The following is a 21,483-nucleotide window of genomic DNA, read 5'->3' as shown; positions in this document are numbered from 1 at the left end:
CTGTATGTCCGCCTATGACTATTTACGTCATTATTACCGATCTCCATAGTTTATACAGCAAGGAATTTCATCCGGCAGAACAGTTATCACTAGGAATCACAATGACACTCAACAGCCCATCGACGGATCTTTTCTCTCCGATGACTTTAGGAGCCTTATCTCTGGCTAACCGCATTGTCATGGCCCCGTTAACGCGCAGTCGCATGGGGCCAGATGGCGTACCCAACGAATTGCACGCTCGCTACTACGCACAACGTGCCAGCGCAGGTCTGATCATTAGTGAAGCGACCAATATTTCCGCACAGGCGCGGGGGTATGCATTGACGCCAGGCATCTGGACTGAAGAGCAAGTAGCGGGCTGGAAACTGGTAACAGATGCGGTGCATGCAGCTGGTGGTCTTATTGTTTGCCAACTGTGGCATGTGGGGCGCTTCTCGCACGTGGACCTGCAGCCGGATGGCGCGGCGCCGGTAGCGCCATCCGCGATTCGAGCTGAAGGGCAGACCTACACCGAAAATGGAATGATGGATGTCTCCATGCCGCGAGCACTGGAAACATCCGAGATCCCAGGCATCATCGAGCAATACCGACACGCCGCCGCATGCGCAAAACGCGCCGGCTTTGATGGTGTTGAAGTGCACTCTGCCAATAGCTATTTGCTCGATCAGTTCCTGCGCGATTCTACCAATCAGCGAACCGACCAATATGGTGGTTCGATCGAGAATCGCACGCGACTCACGTTGGGAGTAACTGCCGCAGTGGTCGAGGTCTGGGGTCATGACCGCGTTGGCATTCGTCTCTCTCCCGTGACGCCAGATGCGGGTAACACGCCCTTGGACAGCCAGGTAATGCAAACCTATGGCTATCTGATTGAGCAACTGAATCGCTTCCAGCTCGCTTACATGCATTTTGTCGAAGGCGCTACGGCTACGTCGCGCGTCGTGCCTGAGAACGTAGACCTCGATGCATTACGCGCACTGTTCAAAGGGCCATACATAGGCAACAACAATTACGGCCTTGAGCTGGCCGTTACTCGTCGTGCTGAAGGCAAGGTTGATGCAGTGGCATTTGGCCGTCCGTTCATTGCCAATCCAGATTTGGTGCGTCGTTTGCAAGATGGCGCTGAGCTTGCCATCGCGCCACGCGAAACCTATTACGGCAACGGCGCAAAGGGTTACACCGATTGGCCTGCGCTAGCCGGGTAAAGCTGTCATCACCTCTGGCGAGGCTGACCTGGTAGCGCTTGGTCATGCAGCTCTTCGCGATCCGCACTTGCCGTCGCATGCACAACAGAAGTTGGGGATTGCTAGCCCCAATGCAGCGTTTGCCGCCTGGAATATTCAGGCCGGCTGGTGGCTCGACAAGCGCGAAACCAAACTTCACCAGTTGGGGCCTTGGGCCCCAACAGTGGACGCCGCTGCGGATAATCGCAGGGGTTGATCTCTATACGAGCCAAGAGTGGCCGGATTTTTTACAACGACTCGAATTAACAATCAGGAGTACAAACATGAACAAACCTACTTACGTGCCGGAATATCAAGCCATCACCGAGGTGCTGAACAAGTACATTGAGGGCTGCAAGCAGGCCAAAAGCAGCATCATGAAGCCAGCTTTCAGTGAGCAAGCAACGATGTTTAGCGTCGATGGCGACGGTAAGCTGGCCGGCGGCGCGATTCCAATCCTGTTCGATGGGATCGACAAGGGTTTCCGCCCATCTCCTGACGCACCGGCAGCTATAGTCCGCATCGAGATCGTCGGTAGGGCGGCTAGCGCTCGCATCGACGCCAACGACATGTCAGGCATCTCCTTCACCGACTTCTTCCATCTGCTGAAAGTCGATGGCAAGTGGACGGTAGTCAGCAAGATCTTCCACACCCACGTCGCGCCTTGAACCTCCGGTCTTCCTTAAATACGCGGCAGATGAGGCTTCCCGCCATGCCTGCTGTTTTTTCTTTGCAGCCGAGCGGCGCTGGAACTGTGCGTCCGGCACACCGCCAGGAAGACCCTGCCTTCGCCCGTCTGATCGAAGACGCAACGCAATAAAAAAGTAGCTCGCTATTTAATGACGCAAACACTCAGGCAATAAAAAGGAAACATCATGGAAACCCTCACCTCCGCTCTTGCCCTTTCCGTCGTGACCCTGTCGCTTGGTAATGCTTCTGCAGCCGACCTGCCCGGCGTCGAACACAACGTAGCAAAATTCTTGCAATCCCTTGAAGGCGGTAAGACGCTCGATACCATGACGCCGGCAGACGCCCGCGCCGCGCTGGTGGGCGCGCAAGCTAGCCCCAAGGTGGCCTTGCCGGCGGCTGACGTCAGCGAGAAGACGATCCGTGTCAATGGTAGCGACCTGAAGCTGACGATAGTGCGCCCGGCCGGCAGCAAACAGAAGACCCTGCCCGCGTTCATGTTCTTCCACGGCGGCGGCTGGGTGCTGGGCGACTTTCCTACCCACGAAAGGCTGGTGCGTGACCTGGTGGCGGGCTCGGGCGCGGTGGCGGTCTTCGTCAACTACCCCTTGTCGCCTGAGGCGGGATACGGCGTCGCCATCGAGCAAGCCTATGACGCGACAAAATGGGTGGCCGAGCATGGCAAGGAGATCAACGTCGACGGCAAGCGCCTCGCCGTAGCTGGCAACAGCGCAGGCGGCAACATGGCCGCTGTGGTTGCCTTGATGGCGAACGAGAAGGGCACACCTGCACTGCGTTCGCAAGTATTGCTATGCCCGGTGACGGATGCAAACTTCGACACGCCGTCGTACAAGGAGTTTGCCAACGGCTACTTCCTGACGAAGGACTTGATGGTGTGGTTCTGGGACAATTACACGCCCGACTCCGAGGCACGCAAGCAGATTTACGCTTCGCCGCTGCAGGCGACGACCAAGCAGTTGAAGGGCTTGCCGCCGACGCTGATCCAGACCGCCGAATTCGATGTCCTGCGCGATGAAGCCGAAGCTTACGGCCGCAAGCTCGACGCTGCGGGTGTGCATGTGAAGTCGGTGCGCTACAACGGCATGATTCACGATTTTGGGCTGTCGAACGCGTTCAGCCACCTGCCGGCGCCCCGCAGCGCGATCGCGCAGGCATCGCAAGAACTCAAGACCAACCTGGGCAAGTAATTTAAAGACAAGGAATCCGCAGGTCACGGCAAAGCTGCGGGATTCATGACAGAAAACACGCCGTTCATTTCATTGCGAGGATATAGAAGCATCAAAGTTTCTCGCAATGTCTGTTGCGTTTTTTTGCAGTTGAGCATCAATCAGTAATTGCAACCCTTAGGTATGAGAAAATAAATGGAAAAGACTATTATCAAAACTTTATTTTTCGTGGCAATGATTACGGGCTTGAGCGCGACTGCTCAAGCAGAAGACCTGCCGCGCAGCCAACAAGTTATCAGTAATAAAACCATGAGCAAACCTACTTACGTACAAGAATACCAAGCCATCACCGAGGTGCTGAACAAGTACATTGAGGGCTGCAAGCAGGCCAATAGCAGCATCATGAAGCCCGCGTTCAGCCAGAATGCGACGATGTACAGCGTCGGTGCCGATGGCAAGCTGGTCGGCGGCGCGATTCAAAGCCTGTTCGATGGGGTCGACAAGGGTTTCCGCCCATCTCCTGATGCACAGGCCGCTATAGCCCGCATCGAGATCGTTGGTACGGCGGCTAGTGCTCGCATCGACGCCAACGACATGTCAGGCATCTCCTTCACCGACTTCTTCCATCTGCTGAAGGTCGAAGGCAAGTGGACTGTGGTTAGCAAGATTTACTACACACATCCAAATAATTAAATCCTCAATCAGTACGCTCAATTCACAAGCACATCTAAAAGAAAAATCATGACCAAGAACTTACGGCACACATCGATGTGCTTGCAATTACACCGAGCACTGCGATTGTTCATATCGATATGGAGAGGGCCGCGATTGGTGCAAACTACAATGATTATCTGACCTTGATTAAGGTGAATAACACTTGGCAAGTCATTGCCAGCGTGTACCACCAATTCGAAGGCTGAATGCAGCACTTGCCAAATCGTCCAGTAGTAAGCGCTGGACGATTTGGCAATGCAAGGTATCAGCCATAAAGGGGGCGCAAGGTGAGGCTACGGCGCATCAATCCGGCATCACATATTGCCAGTGCGCTCATAGAGGCAGGGATCAATCCTGCCCCGGGCATACATGTCTTAGCGCTGATCGTCTGGCCTGATACATCGCCTTGGTGTTGACTTAGATACTTGTCATTCTTGGGAATATCAATGGACAGTAATATTGCTTCCGTTGTACTGGAAAAAGCATATCGCCTCATTAACCACGGTCCCACCGTGCTTGTATCAGCACGTCATGATGGCGTCGATAATGTGATGGCTGCAGCTTGGGCTTGTGCACTGGATTACGCACCACCCAAATTAACAGTGGTACTGGACAAGAGCGCGAAGACCCGTGAACTGGTCGAAAAAAGCGGCCGGTTTGTCATACAGATTCCCACCGTGGCGCAGCTGAAACTGACGCATGAATTGGGAACCCATAGCCTTGCCAGCGAACCAGATAAGCTGACGCGTGCAGGGGCGGAGTTATTCGAGATTGATGAATACGACCAGCCATTCGTAGCGGGATGCTCAGCATGGCTGGCCTGCAAACTGATTACTGAGCCACATAACCAGCAGACGTACGACCTGTTCATTGGCGAGATCGTTGGCGCATGGTCAGATACCCGTGTATTCAAGAATGGGCATTGGCAATTCGAAAAAGCAGATCCCACTTTAAGAAGTCTGCATTACATCGCCGGTGGGCATTTCTATGGCATTGGCGACGCGCTATCAGTCCCCAATCCGACATAATGATTCTGAAATTGGCTTTGTAGATGCGTGTGGTTAATGTCCGCTTCTGGCCGATTACTGCCTGTCACGACTGGCCGAAAACGACCCTTGGCGGACGCTCGTGGCAGCCTTAAAAGCCCTTAAAAGCCCTTAATAGACTGAAGAGCATCTACCGAAGTAGGGTCGATTCAAGGGTCGAGTGTGCAACTGCCAAGCGTCAGCTTTGTGAGGGTGTACATCAACCTGACACGTCGACAGGAAAGGTCAGCTCCGTGTAGTAAACCGTTATGGCACACGGCTTAACGTACGATGTTCACTTTTCCTGAGTTGCCCCCAACGACGTCCCTGGCTCGACCGCTGCCAGCGCGCAAGTAGTAGTGCGAATGCCAAAACGCTCGGCCAGCATTGCCGTTTTTTTATTGCTTGGTTCGGATACGATGATGGCATCAGGTCGGAAGTGGTTGCTAATCAGACCGCCAACCATGGAGGTGGCCATATTGCCGCCGCCGCCGAAGGCGGTAACGGGGGATACCGCGTGTCGATTCATCATGTGCCCCTCAGAATTCCGTCACCACTGTCACGCCCGCGACTTCAAATTTGTCCATGTTCATCAGCGCATCAATCGACTGTTCCAGACTGATTGTTTTGCCGATGAGCTTTTCAGGAGCCAGTTTCCCCGATTGCATCATCGCCAGCATGGCGTCGTAGCGATGCGCCTGCATGCCATGGCTGCCGAGTATTTCAAGCTCGTTGGCGATGACTTTGCTCATCGGGATGGCAGGTGTACTGTTCTCAGCCAGCATGAGTCCGACCTGAATGTGCTTGCCGCGCTTGCGCAGATTGCTGATCGAGTTGAAGCATGTTGTGGGGTGTCCCAGTGCATCCAGGGATACGTGGACGCCGCCTTGGGTGATCTCGATGACGGCTTCGGCGACGTTCGCAACCTTGGCCGCATTCAAAGTGGCGACCGCGCCCAGTGCACGGGCCAGGGCGAGCTTCTCTTCAGAAATATCGATCGCCACGACGTTGGCACCCACCGCGTTGGCAATCATGATCGCAGACAGGCCGACGCCGCCGCAGCCGTGGACCGCGACCCATTGCCCCGAGGATGCTTTGCCTTGGTCGACGACGGCGCGAAACGAGGTCACGAAACGGCATCCCAGGCTGGCCGCGGTGGTGAATGTCAGCGTATCTGGCAACGCAACCAAATTGATGTCCGCCTTGTGAATGGACACGTACTCGGCGAACGACCCCCAATGGGTAAAGCCGGGTTGAAACTGATAGTCGCAGACCTGGTGATTCCCTGAGTGGCACTCAGGGCAGGCGCCGCACCCGCCCACGAACGGAACGGTGACACGGTCCCCAATTTTCCATTTCGTCACGTCTTTGCCGACCGCCTCAATGATCCCCGCCAACTCGTGCCCTGGAACGTGGGGGAGTTCGATATCGGTGTCATGGCCGACCCAGCCATGCCAGTCGCTTCGGCAGACGCCGGTAGCCATCACCTTGACGACGACGCCATGCGCTTCTGGCGTGGGGTCAGGGACATTTCTTAGTTGTGGCGGGGCGGAAAAGGCTTCATAGACTACTGCTTTCATGGGCGGCTCCTTCTTCGAAGGGGGTAAATGGATGTGCTAAATGCTCAATCATTATGAAGGTGCAGCCTGAATTTACCTTTCCTTTTGTACTTGAGAATGCAGGAAGTTGAGGGCATTCTTTCTATATCATTTAATTTTTGAAAGATTCCTCTCAAATGGATGAAATAGATAAAGTAGATGCCGGCATTCTGGATCGTCTTCAACGTGATGGACGCCTATCCAACACCAAACTCGCTGAGCAGATCTCGCTGAGCGAAACGCCTTGCTGGAGGCGTGTGAAACGCCTCGAAGAACAGGGCGTGATCGATGGCTATCAGGCGATTCTGAACCGACGCAAACTGGGCCTCGGCGTCATGGCGTTCGTGCAGCTCGTTTGTACACAGCACGGGGAAGAGGTGACTGCGGCGTTCGAGAAAATCATTCAGGCTTGTCCCAATGTGCTCGCCTGCCACAACACGACGGGCGAGGCGGATTTTCTATTGCAGGTGGTCGCCAGGGACCTCGATGATTACAGCCGCTTTGTGGACAAGGTGCTGAGAAAGCTGCCGGGCGTGTCGAGCATCCGTTCGAATTTGTCCTTGCGGGAATTGAAAGCGTCGAACCGGTTGCCTGTTGCAGAAGTATTTTCCGTCTGATCCTCTGTTCCATCCTCACATCCAATGCATGTGCATCACCCGAAGATGGATGTCGCCCGGTGACCGTTTCGTGAGCTGACCCCTAGTTGGCTCACGAATGGCTCACGAATGCCTTAACGTACGATTTTTCCGAATTCTGCCCAAACGATACGAAATTTCGGACGCCGCCTGGGAGACATCCGACCCTGTGCGGAGCTGCCCTGATCGGTCACATGGTATGGGCAGAGACTCTGCAATGGCTCAGCTCTCACCGCCGAGCGCCCAGGTTCTTTCTGATGTGGGGACCGGCCTCGTTAACTGAATCGCAGCGGGTAATGCATAATTCGAACGGCTGCTTTTGGCCGATTTTTTTGAAAAAGTCGGCGTTCGGATTCAGTCTCTTCTACAGAGCCGATCCGTAACGGCCGTTCCATCAGAGTTTCGGGCACCATAACGACCTTAAAAAACAGAACCTCGAATATGAATCATGAACTTTGGCAGGAACCTGATGGCTGTCAGACCTTTTGTCTAGCCGGTGCTCAAGGAGATGGTGCGCGTGCGCTTATGCATTCGGAAGCGAAGCTTGTTTGGGAGGTCGAGGCTGAAAGTCATTTCGAAGCGATGACTAAATACTATGCGCACATGCAGTGGGGTGAATACCTGACGGACTTTCCCGAACAAGACAAGACTTCCTACAGAAAACTGGGCTGGGAATGACCAGTCAAGAGTCGGATAAAACTGCGGAACCCTCTCTATCTGATAACCACTTGCCATGGTCTGCTTTGGGTCGACTTTGCTAAGAATGGCGCTCCTGTGTCGTCTACGGCAAAATCACTCCATCGTCCAGCGAGAGAGTACGCAGCATGATGGGACAGTTATCGAGTGGGCAGGAGCGACTGTTTTACTCGTTCAACCTTGAAGATCACATCCCAGCCAATCACCTTCTGCGCAGCATTGATCAATGTCTCGATCTGAGCGACCTGCGCCACTACCTCACCGATTTTTATAGCCCGATTGGGCGTCCGTCGATTGATCCAGAACTGATGATTCGCATGCTGATCGTGGGCTATTGCTACGGCATTCGCTCAGAGCGTCGGCTGTGCGAAGAGGCACATTTGAACCTGGCGTATCGCTGGTTCTGCCGGTTAAGCCTTGAAGATGAAGTCCCCAATCACTCGACCTTTTCCAAAAATCGACACGGCCGTTTTCGGGACAGTGATCTATTTCGCTGGTTGTTCAATGAAGTGCTGCGTCGCTGCATGGACGCAGGCTTGGTCAAAGGCGAAGGATTTGCCGTGGACGCCAGCATCATTAAAGCGGATGCGAGCCGGCAGCGCGGCGTACCGGGTGATGAACAGGTCAACTGGAGCGATCCGTCCCTGAGCACTCGCGCCGTGCGTGAGTACCTTGAGGCACTTGATGAAGAGGCTTTGGCCGAAACGCTGCCGAAGCGTTTATCACTGACTGATCCTCAGGCTCGCTGGACTGCTGCTCCAGGAGGCCCAGCGTTCTACGCTTACTCCACGAATTATCTGATCGATACCGAGCACGGCGTCATCGTGGATGTGGAACCCACACCGGCTCATCGCACGGCCGAGGTCGAGAGCACCAAGACGATGATCGATCGCGTTGAAGCGCAATTCGACATCAAGCCGGATCGCCTCATCGGCGATACCGCTTACGGTACCGCGCCGATGCTAGCCTGGATGGTGGAGGAAAAAGACATCGAACCGCACGTGCCAGTGTGGGACAAAACCGAGCGCAAGAACGACAGTTTTTCGAGCAATGATTTCCACTGGAATGAAGAGGCTGAAGAATACTGCTGCCCGGCCGGCAATGCATTGCGCAGTGAATGGCGAGCTTTCAAGAACGAGCGTTCGCACGTCACCAAAGCCAACACCATCATCTTCCGATCCAGACAGACCGACTGCGTTGCCTGTCCGATGAAAGCCAAGTGCTGCCCGAACACTTCGATTCGTAAGATCGTCCGCAGCGTCCATGAAGCCGCTCGTGATGTGGCTCGACGCATCGCAGCGACGCCGGAGTACGTGCGCTCTCGCCACGAACGTAAGAAGGTCGAAATGTTGTTTGCCCACCTCAAGCGCATCCTGAAACTGGATCGCTTGCGACTACGTGGCATGAGTGGCGCGTCCGATGAATTCACGCTGGCCGCTGCGGTGCAGAACCTACGACGTCTGGCCAAACTTGCATCTCAAGGGCCACCTTCTACGGGATAGGTGCGCCTGCACGAAGCAAAAAACCTCAAACTAACCCACTAACAGAGCAGCAAAGATCAACGAAGGGCCGAGAAACCACTCAATGTGGTGAGTAGGTTCTCCGGTGGTGGTCGTGCCTGAGTTCAGGCGAGATGAAAATCCGACTTTTTCAACAGAATCGGCCGGTTGCCGCCACTCACCGCGGGCAGCTATGGGTCCAGGCTGTGTGAAAACGCGCTAAATACGTCGAAAACCGAGAGTCGCGAGGGTTGCCTGTGGAATCAGCAGGCGGAAGCGCGAATTACCTTAGTCAGCTATATAGACGTTCGTAATGCCGTTTGGGCCGCGTCAGCGGCCCAAACGGCTACTAATGGGCGAGCAAGCGGCTGGACTCACGCCCTGATCGCCTCAAGTAGTCCTGCGATGCCGAAGATGCTCATCATTCGTTTGAGGTTGTAGGCGAGCACATGAAGGCTCATTTCGGTACTTACCCGCGGTAGGGTTTTGGTCAGGAAGTGGGTGGCTCCCATCCAATATTTGAGCGTTCCAAAAGGATGCTCAACAGTCTGGCGGCGAACCTTCATCTTCCCCGGGTCATGCTCCAGCCGAACCTGCATCGCGTCGATTACCGCCTCATGTTCCCAGCGCTTCACACGGCGCTCCTTACCCGTCGTACATTGCTTTTGCATTGAGCAGGACTGGCAGCCCGAGAAGTAGTAACAATGCAATAACATGCCGTCTTCCATCGACGAGTGCCGCCTAGTTAGTAACTGCCCCGCAGGGCATCGATACTCGTCAGACGCAATAAGATAGATGAAGTCCTGCTTGCCGAATCTGCCTTCCGCTTTGCTGCCAGATGTGAGAGGTTTCGGTACGAAGGTAGTGATGCCCGCTTGCTCGCAGGCAAGGATTTCCAGACCTTTGTAATAACCTCGGTCGGCCACCACCGTTAGCGATTCAGCCTCGATTTCTTCACGCGCCTGGTTCGCCATATTGCTCAGTTGCCCACGGTCATTACCAACGTTGGTCACCTCATGGGCAATGATCAGATGGTGCTTGTCGTCGACGGCTGTTTGGACGTTGTAGCCAACCGTTCCGGTGCCTCGGCCGCTCGTCGCCATTGAGCGTGCATCTGGATCGGTAAGAGAGATTTGCTGGTCTGGACTGTCGCAAAGCTGCGCCTCGATGTCCTTGAGTTTTTGCATCTGCTGTTTCAGCGTTTCGATTTTTTCTTTCAGCCGCTCGGCCTTGGCCTCGGCCACCTCTGGCGTTGCCCGATCCGCCGAATCCATCGCCGCCAGATAGCGATCAATGCTCTGTTCGATCTGCTGCATGCGTGCCTTCACTTTGCCCTGGGTGAAGTTACGGTCGCGATTATTGACGGCTTTGAATTTGCTGCCGTCGACGGCGATGATCGATTGGGAGAAGAGATTGAGGTTGCGACAAAGCACTACGAACTGCCGGCAGACGCTGCGAATGGCTTTGCCGTTGTCTTTGCGAAAGTCGGCAATGGTTTTGAAGTCCGGCGCCAAACGCCCCGTCAGCCACATCAACTCGACGTTGCGCTCGGCCTCACGTTCAAGCCGGCGGCTGGACTGAATTCGATTGAGATAGCCGTAGATATAGATCTTCAGCAAGATCGCAGGATGGTAGGCCGGACGCCCCGTTGCGGCAGGATCGACACCTTCAAACCCAAGTGCACCCAGGTCGAGTTCATCGACGAAAACGTCGACCACTCGCACTGGATTTTCTTCGGCAACGTAATCGTCCAGACACTCCGGCAGCAACGTGACTTGCGTCCGAGCCTCACCTTCAATGAATCTCTTCATGATCGTCCCCGCCACGATCTAGACGATCAGAAGATTAGACAATCGCTGGCGTTTTCACACAGCCTGGGTCGAAAGCGGCTAACCCACTGTGGAGAAATCAAGCCAGGCTTCAGTGAAACCTTCCAACACGTTTGTTTTTTTGAGCGAAATTTCTGGGCAAGGTCTTCGGAAGTTTCCTTCAAGTTGTGGCGGTTTTCGTGAACTGGTGCGTAGTGAGTTCAATCGATAGGCTTTAGTGGTCACTGAATATCAGTGAGGGGGTGTAGGAACCCTTTAATAGCATCGGTAATGCGTTAGCAATCGAAGTCAGATTTGCGGCCGTCAATGTGCGTCCGTAATATCTGTCGCGGCGGCTATGCGCGGGCACGTTTCGGCGTGGTCGAGTTTTCCGATGCTCGGTATTCCTACCCCGCGTATAGCTGCCACCCAAGCCTGTAGGAAGGCTGATGGCAGCTCCCATTCTCATCGGAAGCTTAAAATGCCAACACTACATCCCGATCCACCCTACGAAAAACCAATTCGCCACCCTGAAAACCGCTTCATGGCGCTGACCAGCAATTGCAGCGACATGCCCACGCTGTTCGTCGATACCTACGCGCCACTCGATATTTTGACTGACGCTGCTAGCTACCGAATTCGCGCCGTAACGCAGGTGCTCGAAAACATGTCCATGCGCGGCTCTGTCGAGTGCGACTCGATCATCCTCAGCGATTTTGTCTTGCTCTGTGCCATTCCACTGCGCGATGGCTGCGATGTGCTGGATGTGATTGGGCGGCGGTTGCGGGCTAGGCCTTCGGGCGATGTCTAGTGACGGATTAGTCCTGGAAATTTGCGGTGCCTGAGCGGGCTTCTTCGCGGGCAAGCCTCGCTCCTACAGGCTTTGTGTTGTTTGTGGATATTGCGAATGACACAAATGCGGATTAAACCATTGCGTGTCTGACAAACGAACGTGGCGTGAGGGAAACCTCTCGCCACGTTTGCGTTTCTGCCTGCTCGCTGATTAATGGAGCGCTCATTGGCGAATCGCCCTACATCAACATCATCCTTTCCCGACTTCTTTCCTGATCGATCCCCCGCAAAGTCTCGCGCGTTTATTGCCGGGTAGATCCATCGGAGATTTCCTTCAAGTTGTAGCGATTTGCATGAACTGGTGCGAAATGCGCTCCATCGATAGTCTTTCTTCTGTCACTGCAAATTCAGTGACAGGGTGTGGAAGCCCTTCTATCGTTAGGCGCATCAAGCGCCACCAGTTCGGCGTTTTTTATCGTCTGTGTTTTATGGTGGCTGTGCGCGGGGCGCTTTCGAGTGCGCCGGGTGCCTAACGTCCCGGTCTTCCACACCTGCGTACAGCCGCCACCTATTGCGTGGAAGTGATTTCTGGCGGCTCCAATCCATACGTTAGGAATCAAACAATGACAGCAATTACCCCTGATCCACCCTACGAAAAACCAATTCCCCACCCCGAAAACCGCTTCATGGCGCTCACCAGCAATTGCAGCGACATGCCGACCTTGTTCGTTGATACCCACGCACCGCTCGATATTTTACTGACGCTGCCGGCTATCGAACCCGCGCCGTCACTCAGGTGCTTGAGAACCTGTCCATGCGCGGCTCTGTCGAATGCGATTCGATGATACTCAGTGACTTTGCCTTGCTCTGTGCCATTCCATTGCGCGATGGGTGTGATGTGCTGGATGTGATTGGGCGGCGGTTGCGGGCGCGGCCTTCGGACGATGCTTTGTGATGGATTAGTCCTGGAAATTTGCGGTGCCTGAGCGGGCCTCTTCGCGGGCAAGCCTCGCTCCTACAGGTTTTGTGTCGTTTGTAGATATTGCGAACGACACAATAACTGTAGGAGCGAGGCTTGCCCGCGAAGGCGTCAGATCGATCAGCGATGCCCAATGAGCAGTTCTTCTTCAGGTCCGGGCACCGCCAGGCTATCAATCACATGCACGCTATACCCCGGCACATTCTTCGCGTGGTGTTTGGCCTGTGAGGCCATCTCGGCTAACTGGCTGGCATCGAGTTGTCCGCAAGCCTGTGGATGCAAATGCACCACGCCGATGGACAGGGACAGCAGTGGAAATTCCTGTCTTACGCCCTGGCGGTTGGGGGCGATGAAGCAGCCGGCTTCCAGGTGTTCGCTGCGGTAGAAGCGTCGGCATTGGCTGTGGAAGTCGTCCAGCAGTTGATTCAGGCGTTTGCGCCAGTCTTCCGGGCCGAGCACCAGCAGGAAGTCGTCGCCGCCGATATGGCCGACGAAGTCGCGGGATGGGTCGATGCGGTCGTTCAGACAGTGCGCCAAACACAGTAGGACTTCATCCCCGCGGCCGTAGCCGTAGATGTCGTTGAAGGGTTTGAAGCTGTCGATGTCCACGTAGCAGATCACCGATTCCCGTTCCTGTTGCAGCAGCCGTGTCAGGCATTGCTGGATCGGCACGTTGCCCGGTAGCAGGGTTAGCGGATTGGCGTAGCGGGCTTGCTGGATTTTCAGTTCGGTAATCAGCTTGAGCACGTCGATCACTCGACCGAGCCCCAGATAGCCGCCATTGAGGGTGATGATGAAGTCTTCTTCGATGCGCTGGCGGGCACGGCTGGTGATCAGGCGGCTGACCTGTTGCAGCGATTGGCTCATTTCTACGGCGAGGAAGTCGTCGCTCATCAAGCGGCTGATGGGCTTGCGGGCGAACAGGTCGGTGGCAAAGGGCTTGAGCAGGGCGTCCGAGAGCGAATGACGGTGGACGATGCCGCAGGGTTGGCCCTGCTCGTCGAGCACCGCCAGGGAGTTCAGGTTGGCTTGGCGGCGGAAGGCTTCCAGCACGGTGGCGGTCGGGGTGTCGCTGGTCACCGCCGGTTGGTCGTTGAGCAGGGCGCTAAGGTCACTGACTTCCTCGTTCAGTACCGCTGCGGTGCTGTTTTGTTTAGGCATCAAGGTTCGGGCATCGCGGGGCGGATGTTCCTGGGGGCGACAAAGCAGATAGCCTTGCAGCAGATCGACGCCCATCTCAGTCAACACCGCCAGTTCTTCCGGCAATTCGATGCCTTCGGCGATCACTTGTGCCCGGGAAGCCTTGGCGATCTGCAGGATCGAGCCGACGAACTCACGCTTGAGCGCGTCCTGATGAATGCCGTCGATAAAGTGCCGGTCGATCTTGACGTAATCCGGGCGCAATTCAGACCAGAGCCGCAAGCTCGAATAACCCGCACCCAGGTCATCCAGTGCAATGGAAAAGCCCATCGCCCGATAGTGATGCAGGGCGGTTTGCAACAGCTGAAAATCGTCGGTCGGGGTCTGTTCGGTGAGTTCGATCACCACCTGGCTCGGTGGTATGCCGAAATCCTGCAGCAGTTGCAGGGTGCGTCCGGGTTGGTGGGCGGCTTCGAGCAGGGATTCCGGGGACACATTGAGGAAGAGTTTGCCGGGCAGTTGCTGTTCATTGAAACGGCGGCAAGCACTTTGGCGGCAAGCGATCTCCAGTTCGCTGAGGCGACCGGCCTGGCGGGCTACCGCGAACAGGGCGATGGGGGAGTGTAGCGGACTGTTGGAGGGGCCACGGCTGAGGGCTTCGTAGCCGATGATCCGTCGTTCAGAGAGGGAAATGATCGGCTGGAACAGGCTGTGCAAACCGCTTTGAGTCAGTATTGAGCTCAAGGCACTCAGCTGTTCGGTCGTGGTCATGGCGTTCTCTGGCGATAAAAAAAGGACTGGGCGTGCTCTCGTTAAAGAGCACGCCCAGTCCTGTATTTCACGACAGAATGATGTCTGTTTGATGACGCTCCGGGGAGCGTCAGCATTAAATTGCCATCATCTTGCTTGTAACAACTTAGTGCTTGGCGACCGCGGTGTTGAGTTTCAGGTAATCCAGCAGAATCCGCCCGGTCTCGCTCAGGTAGGCATCGTCTTCTGGCTTGGTCTTGTCCTGTTCGGCCGCGATGGTGTCTTCGTCTTCTTTCTTCAGCTCTTTGAGCGGCTCTTCGCCCTTGGCCTTGCGGCGGAGGTTTTCCATGGCAAGTTGCTTGGCTTCGATGTCGGCGTGTTGTGCACGACGGTCGGCTTCATTGAGGCTGACGGTTTTTTCGCTCATCAACTTCTGCGCCAGGGCCAGTTTGTCGCGGATGAACACGAACTCCGCGTCTTTGGCCGTGCGCACGTCATGCTCGGACTTGAGCTGTGTGATGTACGGTTTGAACGGGTCGAGCGCAGGCTTGATGGCCGCACGGATGGTGTCCCATGGCATGGCTTCCGGCAGGGCGCTTTCGCCGATTTCCTTGGTGTCGATGATCGACGGGTAATCGATGTCTGGCAGCACGCCCTGATGCTGGGTGCTCTGACCGGAAACCCGGTAGAACTTGGCCAGGGTCAGTTTCAGTTCGCCATGGTTCAGCGGCTGAATGGTCTGCACGGTGCCTTTACCGAAGGTCTGGCCGCCGATAATCAGCGCGCGGTGGTAGTCCTGCATGGCACCGGCGAAGATCTCCGACGCCGAGGCGGACAAACGGTTGACCAGCAACGCCATCGGGCCTTTGTAGAACGCGCCCGGGTTTTCGTCTTCCAGTACATCGACCCGGCCGTCGGCGTTACGCACCAGTACGGTCGGACCTTTGTCGATGAACAGACTGGTCAGCTCGGTGGCTTCCTGCAAGGAGCCGCCGCCGTTGTTGCGCAGGTCGATGACCACGCCGTCGACCTTGTCTTTCTGCAACTCGGTCAGCAGCTTCTTGACGTCACGGGTGGTGCTCTTGTAGTCCGGATCGCCGGCACGGAAGGCCTTGAAGTCCAGGTAGAAGGCCGGGATCTCGATGACCCCGAGCTTGTAGTCCTTGCCGTCCTGCTTGAGGTTGAGGACCGACTTCTTCACCGCCTGATCTTCAAGTTTCACCGCTTCGCGGGTGATCGGCACGATCTTGGTGGTCTGGTCGTTCGGTGCATTGCTGGCCGGAATCACTTCCAGGCGCACCACGGTGCCTTTCGGACCACGAATCAGCTTGACGACTTCGTCCAGGCGCCAGCCGACCACGTCGACCATCTCTTTGTTACCCTGGGCCACGCCGATGATTTTGTCGGCCGGTGCAACCTGCTTGGTTTTGTCGGCCGGGCCGGCAGGCACCAGGCGCACGACTTTCACTTGATCGTTATCGCTCTGCAACACGGCGCCGATGCCCTCCAGGGACAGGCTCATGTTGATGTCGAAGTTTTCCGCGTTATCCGGCGACAGATAGTTGGTGTGCGGGTCGTAGGACATGGCGAAGGTGTTGATGTACGCCTGGAAGATGTCTTCCGCACGGGTCTGGTCCAGACGCGCCAGTTGATTCTTGTAACGCTTGGTCAGGGTTTCCTGAATCTGCTTCGACTCTTTGCCGGAGATCTTCATCCGCAGCACTTCGTCCTTGACGCGTTTGCGCCACAGGTCGTCCAGCTCGGCGGTGGTCTTGAGCCAAGGGGCATCCTTGCGATCGACCAACAAGGTTTCCTTGGTGGTGAAGTCGATCTTGTCGACGCCTTTGTTCAGCTCGGCAAGGGCAAAGTCCAGACGCGCTTTGACGCGGTCCAGGTAGCGCTTGTAGATGGTGAACCCGGCGTTCAGATCGCCGCTTTTGAGGAAGTCGTCAAACTGGGTTTTCCATTTGTCGAATTCGGCAATATCGCTGGCCATGAAGTAGCTGCGCGATGGATCTAGCAGCTTGAGGTAGCTGTCGTAGATGATCACGGAGCGTGCATCGTCGAGCGGTGGCTTGCTGTAATGGTGACGCTTGAGCAATTCAACGACGTTCAGACTGGCGATTACTTCGTCACGATCGGGCTGAAGCTTGTCCCAGCTGTTGGCTGCGAACGAATTGCTCGACATCGGCAAAAGACCGAGACCAATGACAAGAGCGAGGGCGGTGCTGGGGAACAAGTGCTTCATGCTGATTCGACGCGGGGACAATTGATAACGCATATTAGGCCGTCTTTGAAGTCGCCGGATCCACAAGGGCCGGTCGCATAATGCAAAAAGCCCGGCGCTACAGCTTCGGGCTCAGTCCAGACTCACTATGGAGGCACTGTGAAAGCATTGCAAGGCGTTGAGGGGCGAGTGGAGTGGGTTGAAGAGCCGAGTCCTACGTGCGATGTAGGACAAGTTCGCATCCGAGTGGCGGCAGCAGGACTCAATCGCGCCGATTTGTTACAGAAAGCAGGTCTTTATCCGCCACCGCCGGGGGCCAGTCAAGTGCTGGGTCTTGAGTGTTCGGGGGTGATCAGCGAGGTCGGTCCGGGTTCGTCCTGGCAGGTCGGCGATCGGGTTTGCGCCTTGCTGGCCGGGGGTGGGATGGCCGAAGAGGTAGTTGTCGACGGACGGCATGTGTTGCCGGTTCCCGATGGTTTGTCGCTGGCCGAGGCCGCAGCATTGCCGGAAGTGTATGCGACCGTTTGGCTGAATTTGTTTCAACTGGCTGCGATCAAACCGGGTGAGAAAGTTCTCCTGCATGCCGGAGCAAGTGGAATCGGTTCAGCTGCCATTCAGCTGTGCAAGGCATTTGGTAACCCGTGTTGGGTCAGTGTCGGTTCTGCCGAGCGTCTGGCCTACTGTGAAGCCCTCGGCGCGCAGGGTGGAGTGGTGCGCAACGACGATCTGAACAGCTTGAACGATCTGGGGCCGTTCGACGTGATCCTCGACCCGGTGGGTGGCAACTACGCGGCGTTGAACCTCAAGCTGTTGGCTCGCGATGGTCGCTGGGTGCTGATCGGTTTGATGGGCGGTCGTGAGGCGCAACTGGATCTGGCGCAGGTGCTGGCCAAGCGTGTGCAGCTGCTGGGTTCGACCCTGCGCAATCGCGACGAGCAGTTCAAGGCCGATTTGTTCAGCGATCTCAGTCAGCACGTCTGGCCGCTGTTTGCCGAAGGGCGGTTGAGCCCGCAACTGGCCAAGACGTTTGCGATCAAGGATGCCGAAGCGGCGTTTGCGGAGCTGGCGACCAATAAGGTGTCGGGGAAGTTGGTATTGGTGATCGACGAAAGCTTGACCTGACCCGTGTAGGAGCGAGGCTTGCCCGCGAATGAGGTGACGCGGTCTGACAGATACACCGCGTCGCACCATTCGCGGGCAAGCCTCGCTCCTACAAGTTCTTGGTTATTTCCAGATATGGATCGGCCAGCCGGCTTTTTCGGCGTGTTCGAACAGGACCGGATCGGGGTTCACCACGTGTGGGAAATCTACCTTCAGCAGCAGCGGCAAATCATTGCGTGAATCCGAGTAGAAACTCGCGCCTTCCAGGTTTTCTTCTTCGGCATCCAGCCATTCCAGCAACCGGGTGATCTTGCCTTCACGATAGGTCAGGGTGCCAACGGTATTGCCGCTGTACACCCCGTGCGCTACTTCCAGCTCAATGCCGAGAATCTCGTCAATGCCCAAGCGGTCAGCAATCGGCTTGACCAAATGTGTGCCCGAGGCCGAGATCACCAGAATCCGGTCGCCGGCCTTGCGGTGGGCGGCGATGGCTTTGGTGGCGTCGCTGAAGATGATCGGCTCGATAAAGTCTTCTACCCAAGGCCCCACCAAGTGCTCGATCTCTTGTGGTGTGCGACCGATCATCGGCTCCAGGCTGAAGGTCATGTACTCCTCCATGCGCAACTTGCCGTGGCTGTAAGCGTCCATCAGTTCGTTGTTCTGACGCATGAACGACTCGGGATCGACCCAGCCCAGGCGGCCCATTTGCTCGCTCCAGAGGGTGGCGCAGTCGCCGTGGATCAGGGTTTCGTCCAGATCAAAAATTGCCAGGGCCATCAGTGCAGTTCTCTCTTCAACATCAGCAAAGTCATCAGGCTACCTCACACAAGGCCGTCGGATCGATGGAAAGCGCCAGGCGCTGACCATCGGGGTGCAAGTCGGCCGCCGAGCGGTTCAGCACATCCACCACCAATTCCACACCCCGGGCTTCGACCCGGTAGCGAATCACGTTGCCCAACAGGCTGTGGCTGCGGATCTGCGCATCGAGTTCGCCGTTGAGGCTCAGCTCGATGGCTTCCGGGCGAATCGCGAGGCGATGGGTGATCGGTCGTTGCAGCAGTTTGCTGGCGCTGTCGGCATCCAGCAGGTTGTAGTTACCGATGAAGCCTGCGGCAAAAACATCGACCGGCGCGGTGTAGAGGGTTTCGGCATCGCCGCTCTGTACGATCTTTCCCTGATTCATCAGGAATATTCGGTCAGACATGGTCAGGGCTTCTTCCTGATCGTGAGTGACGAAGATCGTGGTCAAGCCCAGTTCGCGCTGGATCTGACGGATCTGTTCGCGCAGGTGCTTGCGAATCCGTGCATCCAGTGCTGACAGCGGCTCATCCAGCAACAACAACCGAGGCCGGGTCACCAGTGAGCGGGCCAGGGCGACACGCTGGCACTGGCCGCCGGACAGCTGATGCGGGTAACGGGCGGCGAAGTCGTTCAGCTCCACCAGACTCAGTACTTCGGCGACGCGCTTGTGGCTGTCGTCGGCGTTGACCTTCTGCATGCGCAAGCCGAAGGCGACGTTCTGCTCCACGGTCATGTTCGGGAACAGCGCATAACTCTGGAACACCATGCCGATCCCGCGTTTTTGCGGGCTCAGCGGCACGAGGTCCTGACCCTCCAGCAGAATCTTGCCGCCATCTACGGAGGTCAGCCCGGCGATGCAACGCAGCAGGGTGGACTTGCCGCAACCGGACGGGCCGAGCAGGGTGACGAATTCGCCTTTCTTGATTTCGCAGTTGATGTCACTGAATACCGTGGTGCCGGAGTAGTTTTTTTGAAGATGTTGGACGCTGACGTAGCTCATTCGCTTTTGTCCTTGTTCAAGATATTGGCCGCCCAGGTCAGAACCAGCACAAAGAAGAAGTAGGAAATCACCAGCGCGCTGGTGAAGTGGCCGCTGCTGTTGCGCATGTTGTTGAGGTAAACCTGCAGGGTTTCGTAGCGGGTGCCGACGAGGATGTTGGCGAACACGAACTCACCGAACAGGAACGAGAACGACAGCAGCAACGCCACCATCAGACCCTTGCGCAGGTTCGGCAGCACCACCAGGAACGCTGCTTGCCAGGTGCTGGCACCGAGCAGTTGCGCGGCGTCCATCAGGTCCCGCAGGTTGATCGCTTGCAGGTTGTTGGTGATTGCCCGATACATGAACGGCAGCGCCACGGTGAAGTAACAACCGATCAGAATCCATGGCGTACCGACCATGGCGAACGGTCCCGAACCGTAAAGCTGCAACAGCCCCACCGACGACACCACTGGCGGCACCGCGAAGGGCAGCAGGATCAGAATGTTCATCAATGCGTCGAGTTTCGGGAAGTGGTAATGCACCACGAACAGCAGCGGCAGAATCAGCACCACCGACAGAATCAGCGCGCCGACGCAGACCAGCAACGACTGACCGAACGCCTCGAGAAAACGCGGATCGCTCCACAGCTGAATGTACCACTTGAAGGTAAAACCGCTGGGCATCACCGTCGCCGACCAACTGCTGGCGATCGAGTAGATCAATGTTCCGATCAGCGGCAACAGCAAAATGGCAAACAGCAAATACACCACGACCCGGTGGTAGATACCGACGGGGCCCAGTTCAGCGCGAGACATGGTAGCTCCTCTTCAACAGCAGCTGATGCACGATGGTCACCAGGGTCATCAACGCCACCAACACCACGGCCAAGGCACTGGCCAGGTTCGGGTCGAGGGAAATGTCGCCGGAGACCATCGCGGCGATGCGGATCGGCAGCACGTTGAAGTTGCCGGTGGTCAGGGCGTACACCGTGGCGTAAGCGCCAAGGGCGTTGGCCAGCAGAATCACGAACGTGCCCAGCAGCGCCGGGGTCAGCACCGGCAAACCGATGTGTCGCCAGAACTGCCAGCCGTTGGCGCCGAGCAACTCGGCGGACTCCCGCCAGTCTTCGCGCAGGGCATCGAACGCCGGGTAGAGCAGCAGCACGCCCAGGGGGATCTGGAAGTAGGTGTAGAGAATGATCAGCCCGGTTTTCGAGTACAGGTTGAAATCCTGAATGATTCCGGCCTGTTTGAGCATGATGGTGAAGGTGCCGTTGAACCCCAGCAAAATGATGAACGCAAAGGCCAGGGGCACGCCGGCGAAGTTGCTGGTCATGTTGGCGAAGGCGTTGACGAAGTTGCGCAGTTTCGAATCGACCCGACGCAAGGAGTAGGCGCCGAGTACGGCGATGATGATGCCGAACACGCTGGACCAGAAACTGATCTCGAGGCTGTGCTGGATCGCCTGCAAATAGAATTTCGAGTTGAAGATTTTGCTGAAGTTGGCCAAGCCCCAGCCAAACTCTTCCGATTGCAGGCTGTTGATCATCACCCAGAGCAGCGGGGCGATCTCGAACACGATAAAGAACAGCGTGAAGGGCACCAGACACAGTACCGCCAGCCATTTGCCGCGAGTCATG

The 21,483-nt window shown here is 56.3% G+C and carries 19 protein-coding genes and 2 pseudogenes; 12 read left to right on the top strand and 9 right to left on the bottom strand.

The window, feature by feature from the left end:
- The first annotated feature begins 101 nt into the window (after positions 1 to 101).
- The 6 genes and pseudogenes from ACA044_RS21335 to ACA044_RS21310 all read left to right on the top strand — a co-directional run bounded on the left by ACA044_RS21335 (position 102) and on the right by ACA044_RS21310 (position 4,839).
- Positions 102 to 1,205, top strand: coding sequence for an alkene reductase (locus ACA044_RS21335; protein ID WP_497447279.1), 1,104 nt, complete (start codon positions 102 to 104; stop codon positions 1,203 to 1,205).
- Positions 1,206 to 1,507: 302 nt separating this feature from the next.
- Positions 1,508 to 1,891: a nuclear transport factor 2 family protein gene (locus ACA044_RS21330; RefSeq protein WP_497443148.1), complete on the top strand. Its 384-nt coding sequence runs from the start codon at positions 1,508 to 1,510 to the stop codon at positions 1,889 to 1,891.
- Positions 1,892 to 2,098: 207 nt separating this feature from the next.
- The gene (locus ACA044_RS21325) at positions 2,099 to 3,118 is read left to right on the top strand and encodes an alpha/beta hydrolase (RefSeq protein ID WP_497443147.1); all 1,020 of its coding nucleotides are present in this window, start codon (positions 2,099 to 2,101) and stop codon (positions 3,116 to 3,118) included.
- A 288-nt stretch (positions 3,119 to 3,406) separates the two neighbouring features.
- Positions 3,407 to 3,790: a nuclear transport factor 2 family protein gene (locus ACA044_RS21320; RefSeq protein WP_222839687.1), complete on the top strand. Its 384-nt coding sequence runs from the start codon at positions 3,407 to 3,409 to the stop codon at positions 3,788 to 3,790.
- A gap of 56 nt (positions 3,791 to 3,846) precedes the next feature.
- Positions 3,847 to 4,017 (top strand): annotated as a pseudogene (locus ACA044_RS21315) (nuclear transport factor 2 family protein); the annotation flags it as partial.
- A 240-nt stretch (positions 4,018 to 4,257) separates the two neighbouring features.
- A complete protein-coding gene (locus tag ACA044_RS21310; protein ID WP_497443146.1) occupies positions 4,258 to 4,839 on the top strand; it encodes a flavin reductase family protein in 582 nt (193 codons plus the stop codon).
- A gap of 292 nt (positions 4,840 to 5,131) precedes the next feature.
- On the opposite strand, the gene ACA044_RS21305 is transcribed toward ACA044_RS21310, so the two are convergent.
- Together ACA044_RS21305 and ACA044_RS21300 are read right to left on the bottom strand one after the other, a co-directional pair.
- Positions 5,132 to 5,368: a pyrroline-5-carboxylate reductase family protein gene (locus ACA044_RS21305; RefSeq protein WP_497443145.1), complete on the bottom strand. Its 237-nt coding sequence runs from the start codon at positions 5,366 to 5,368 to the stop codon at positions 5,132 to 5,134.
- Positions 5,369 to 5,375: 7 nt separating this feature from the next.
- Positions 5,376 to 6,416 (bottom strand): zinc-dependent alcohol dehydrogenase family protein, encoded by a 1,041-nt coding sequence (locus ACA044_RS21300; RefSeq protein ID WP_497443144.1) that lies wholly within the window; start codon positions 6,414 to 6,416, stop codon positions 5,376 to 5,378.
- A 155-nt stretch (positions 6,417 to 6,571) separates the two neighbouring features.
- Here ACA044_RS21300 and ACA044_RS21295 point away from each other — a divergent pair, with 155 nt between their 5' ends.
- From ACA044_RS21295 to ACA044_RS21285, 3 genes are all read left to right on the top strand, one after another.
- The gene (locus ACA044_RS21295) at positions 6,572 to 7,051 is read left to right on the top strand and encodes an Lrp/AsnC family transcriptional regulator (RefSeq protein WP_497443143.1); all 480 of its coding nucleotides are present in this window, start codon (positions 6,572 to 6,574) and stop codon (positions 7,049 to 7,051) included.
- A 459-nt stretch (positions 7,052 to 7,510) separates the two neighbouring features.
- Positions 7,511 to 7,747 (top strand): hypothetical protein, encoded by a 237-nt coding sequence (locus tag ACA044_RS21290; protein WP_092304801.1) that lies wholly within the window; start codon positions 7,511 to 7,513, stop codon positions 7,745 to 7,747.
- Between the two features lie 146 nt (positions 7,748 to 7,893).
- The gene (locus ACA044_RS21285) at positions 7,894 to 9,267 is read left to right on the top strand and encodes a transposase (RefSeq protein ID WP_497443142.1); all 1,374 of its coding nucleotides are present in this window, start codon (positions 7,894 to 7,896) and stop codon (positions 9,265 to 9,267) included.
- Between the two features lie 371 nt (positions 9,268 to 9,638).
- Here the strand turns inward: ACA044_RS21285 and ACA044_RS21280 are convergent, their stop codons facing one another.
- The gene (locus tag ACA044_RS21280; RefSeq protein ID WP_497443141.1) at positions 9,639 to 11,075 is read right to left on the bottom strand and encodes an IS1182 family transposase; all 1,437 of its coding nucleotides are present in this window, start codon (positions 11,073 to 11,075) and stop codon (positions 9,639 to 9,641) included.
- 478 nt (positions 11,076 to 11,553) lie between these two features.
- Between ACA044_RS21280 and ACA044_RS21275 the strand changes: the two genes are divergently transcribed.
- Both ACA044_RS21275 and ACA044_RS21270 read left to right on the top strand, forming a co-directional pair.
- Entirely contained in the window at positions 11,554 to 11,883 is a 330-nt protein-coding gene (locus tag ACA044_RS21275) for a hypothetical protein (protein WP_497443140.1), read from the top strand.
- A 604-nt stretch (positions 11,884 to 12,487) separates the two neighbouring features.
- Positions 12,488 to 12,819 (top strand): annotated as a pseudogene (locus ACA044_RS21270) (hypothetical protein).
- A gap of 144 nt (positions 12,820 to 12,963) precedes the next feature.
- On the opposite strand, the gene ACA044_RS21265 reads toward ACA044_RS21270, so the two are convergent.
- Positions 12,964 to 14,754 (bottom strand): bifunctional diguanylate cyclase/phosphodiesterase, encoded by a 1,791-nt coding sequence (locus ACA044_RS21265; protein WP_497443139.1) that lies wholly within the window; start codon positions 14,752 to 14,754, stop codon positions 12,964 to 12,966.
- A 145-nt stretch (positions 14,755 to 14,899) separates the two neighbouring features.
- On the bottom strand, positions 14,900 to 16,981 hold the full coding sequence (locus tag ACA044_RS21260; RefSeq protein ID WP_497447278.1) for a carboxy terminal-processing peptidase: 2,082 nt from the start codon (positions 16,979 to 16,981) through the stop codon (positions 14,900 to 14,902).
- A gap of 138 nt (positions 16,982 to 17,119) precedes the next feature.
- Between ACA044_RS21260 and ACA044_RS21255 the strand changes: the two genes are divergently transcribed.
- Positions 17,120 to 18,082 carry a zinc-binding dehydrogenase gene (locus ACA044_RS21255; protein ID WP_497443138.1) on the top strand — a complete coding sequence of 321 codons (963 nt, stop codon included), beginning with the start codon at positions 17,120 to 17,122 and terminating at the stop codon, positions 18,080 to 18,082.
- A 102-nt stretch (positions 18,083 to 18,184) separates the two neighbouring features.
- Here ACA044_RS21255 and ACA044_RS21250 read toward each other — a convergent pair whose 3' ends face one another.
- The 4 genes from ACA044_RS21250 to ACA044_RS21235 are packed head-to-tail and all read right to left on the bottom strand — an operon-like array spanning position 18,185 to position 21,482.
- The gene (locus ACA044_RS21250) at positions 18,185 to 18,838 is read right to left on the bottom strand and encodes an HAD family hydrolase (RefSeq protein ID WP_497443137.1); all 654 of its coding nucleotides are present in this window, start codon (positions 18,836 to 18,838) and stop codon (positions 18,185 to 18,187) included.
- Positions 18,839 to 18,872: 34 nt separating this feature from the next.
- Positions 18,873 to 19,862: an ABC transporter ATP-binding protein gene (locus ACA044_RS21245; RefSeq protein ID WP_497443136.1), complete on the bottom strand. Its 990-nt coding sequence runs from the start codon at positions 19,860 to 19,862 to the stop codon at positions 18,873 to 18,875.
- Positions 19,859 to 20,659, bottom strand: a complete 801-nt coding sequence (locus tag ACA044_RS21240) for an ABC transporter permease (RefSeq protein WP_497443135.1) — start codon at positions 20,657 to 20,659, stop codon at positions 19,859 to 19,861. The genes ACA044_RS21245 and ACA044_RS21240 overlap by 4 nt, the downstream gene beginning before the upstream one ends.
- The gene (locus ACA044_RS21235; RefSeq protein ID WP_497447277.1) at positions 20,646 to 21,482 is read right to left on the bottom strand and encodes an ABC transporter permease; all 837 of its coding nucleotides are present in this window, start codon (positions 21,480 to 21,482) and stop codon (positions 20,646 to 20,648) included. The genes ACA044_RS21240 and ACA044_RS21235 overlap by 14 nt, the downstream gene beginning before the upstream one ends.
- Position 21,483: the final 1 nt, after the last annotated feature.

The organism is Pseudomonas sp. LBUM1673 (assembly GCF_059695645.1).
The sequence above is the reverse complement of the archived record's forward strand: the minus strand, read 5'-3'. Positions and strand labels throughout refer to the sequence as shown.

Coding starts and splice junctions, on each gene's coding strand:
- ACA044_RS21245 (WP_497443136.1), bottom strand. CDS start 19,862: ATGAGCTACGTCAGCGTCCAACATCTTCAAAAAAACTACTCCGGCACC.
- ACA044_RS21325 (WP_497443147.1), top strand. CDS start 2,099: ATGGAAACCCTCACCTCCGCTCTTGCCCTTTCCGTCGTGACCCTGTCG.
- ACA044_RS21305 (WP_497443145.1), bottom strand. CDS start 5,368: ATGATGAATCGACACGCGGTATCCCCCGTTACCGCCTTCGGCGGCGGC.
- ACA044_RS21265 (WP_497443139.1), bottom strand. CDS start 14,754: ATGACCACGACCGAACAGCTGAGTGCCTTGAGCTCAATACTGACTCAA.
- ACA044_RS21310 (WP_497443146.1), top strand. CDS start 4,258: ATGGACAGTAATATTGCTTCCGTTGTACTGGAAAAAGCATATCGCCTC.
- ACA044_RS21235 (WP_497447277.1), bottom strand. CDS start 21,482: ATGACTCGCGGCAAATGGCTGGCGGTACTGTGTCTGGTGCCCTTCACG.
- ACA044_RS21300 (WP_497443144.1), bottom strand. CDS start 6,416: ATGAAAGCAGTAGTCTATGAAGCCTTTTCCGCCCCGCCACAACTAAGA.
- ACA044_RS21280 (WP_497443141.1), bottom strand. CDS start 11,075: ATGAAGAGATTCATTGAAGGTGAGGCTCGGACGCAAGTCACGTTGCTG.
- ACA044_RS21250 (WP_497443137.1), bottom strand. CDS start 18,838: ATGGCCCTGGCAATTTTTGATCTGGACGAAACCCTGATCCACGGCGAC.
- ACA044_RS21320 (WP_222839687.1), top strand. CDS start 3,407: ATGAGCAAACCTACTTACGTACAAGAATACCAAGCCATCACCGAGGTG.
- ACA044_RS21275 (WP_497443140.1), top strand. CDS start 11,554: ATGCCAACACTACATCCCGATCCACCCTACGAAAAACCAATTCGCCAC.
- ACA044_RS21330 (WP_497443148.1), top strand. CDS start 1,508: ATGAACAAACCTACTTACGTGCCGGAATATCAAGCCATCACCGAGGTG.
- ACA044_RS21285 (WP_497443142.1), top strand. CDS start 7,894: ATGATGGGACAGTTATCGAGTGGGCAGGAGCGACTGTTTTACTCGTTC.
- ACA044_RS21290 (WP_092304801.1), top strand. CDS start 7,511: ATGAATCATGAACTTTGGCAGGAACCTGATGGCTGTCAGACCTTTTGT.
- ACA044_RS21240 (WP_497443135.1), bottom strand. CDS start 20,659: ATGTCTCGCGCTGAACTGGGCCCCGTCGGTATCTACCACCGGGTCGTG.
- ACA044_RS21260 (WP_497447278.1), bottom strand. CDS start 16,981: ATGAAGCACTTGTTCCCCAGCACCGCCCTCGCTCTTGTCATTGGTCTC.
- ACA044_RS21295 (WP_497443143.1), top strand. CDS start 6,572: ATGGATGAAATAGATAAAGTAGATGCCGGCATTCTGGATCGTCTTCAA.
- ACA044_RS21335 (WP_497447279.1), top strand. CDS start 102: ATGACACTCAACAGCCCATCGACGGATCTTTTCTCTCCGATGACTTTA.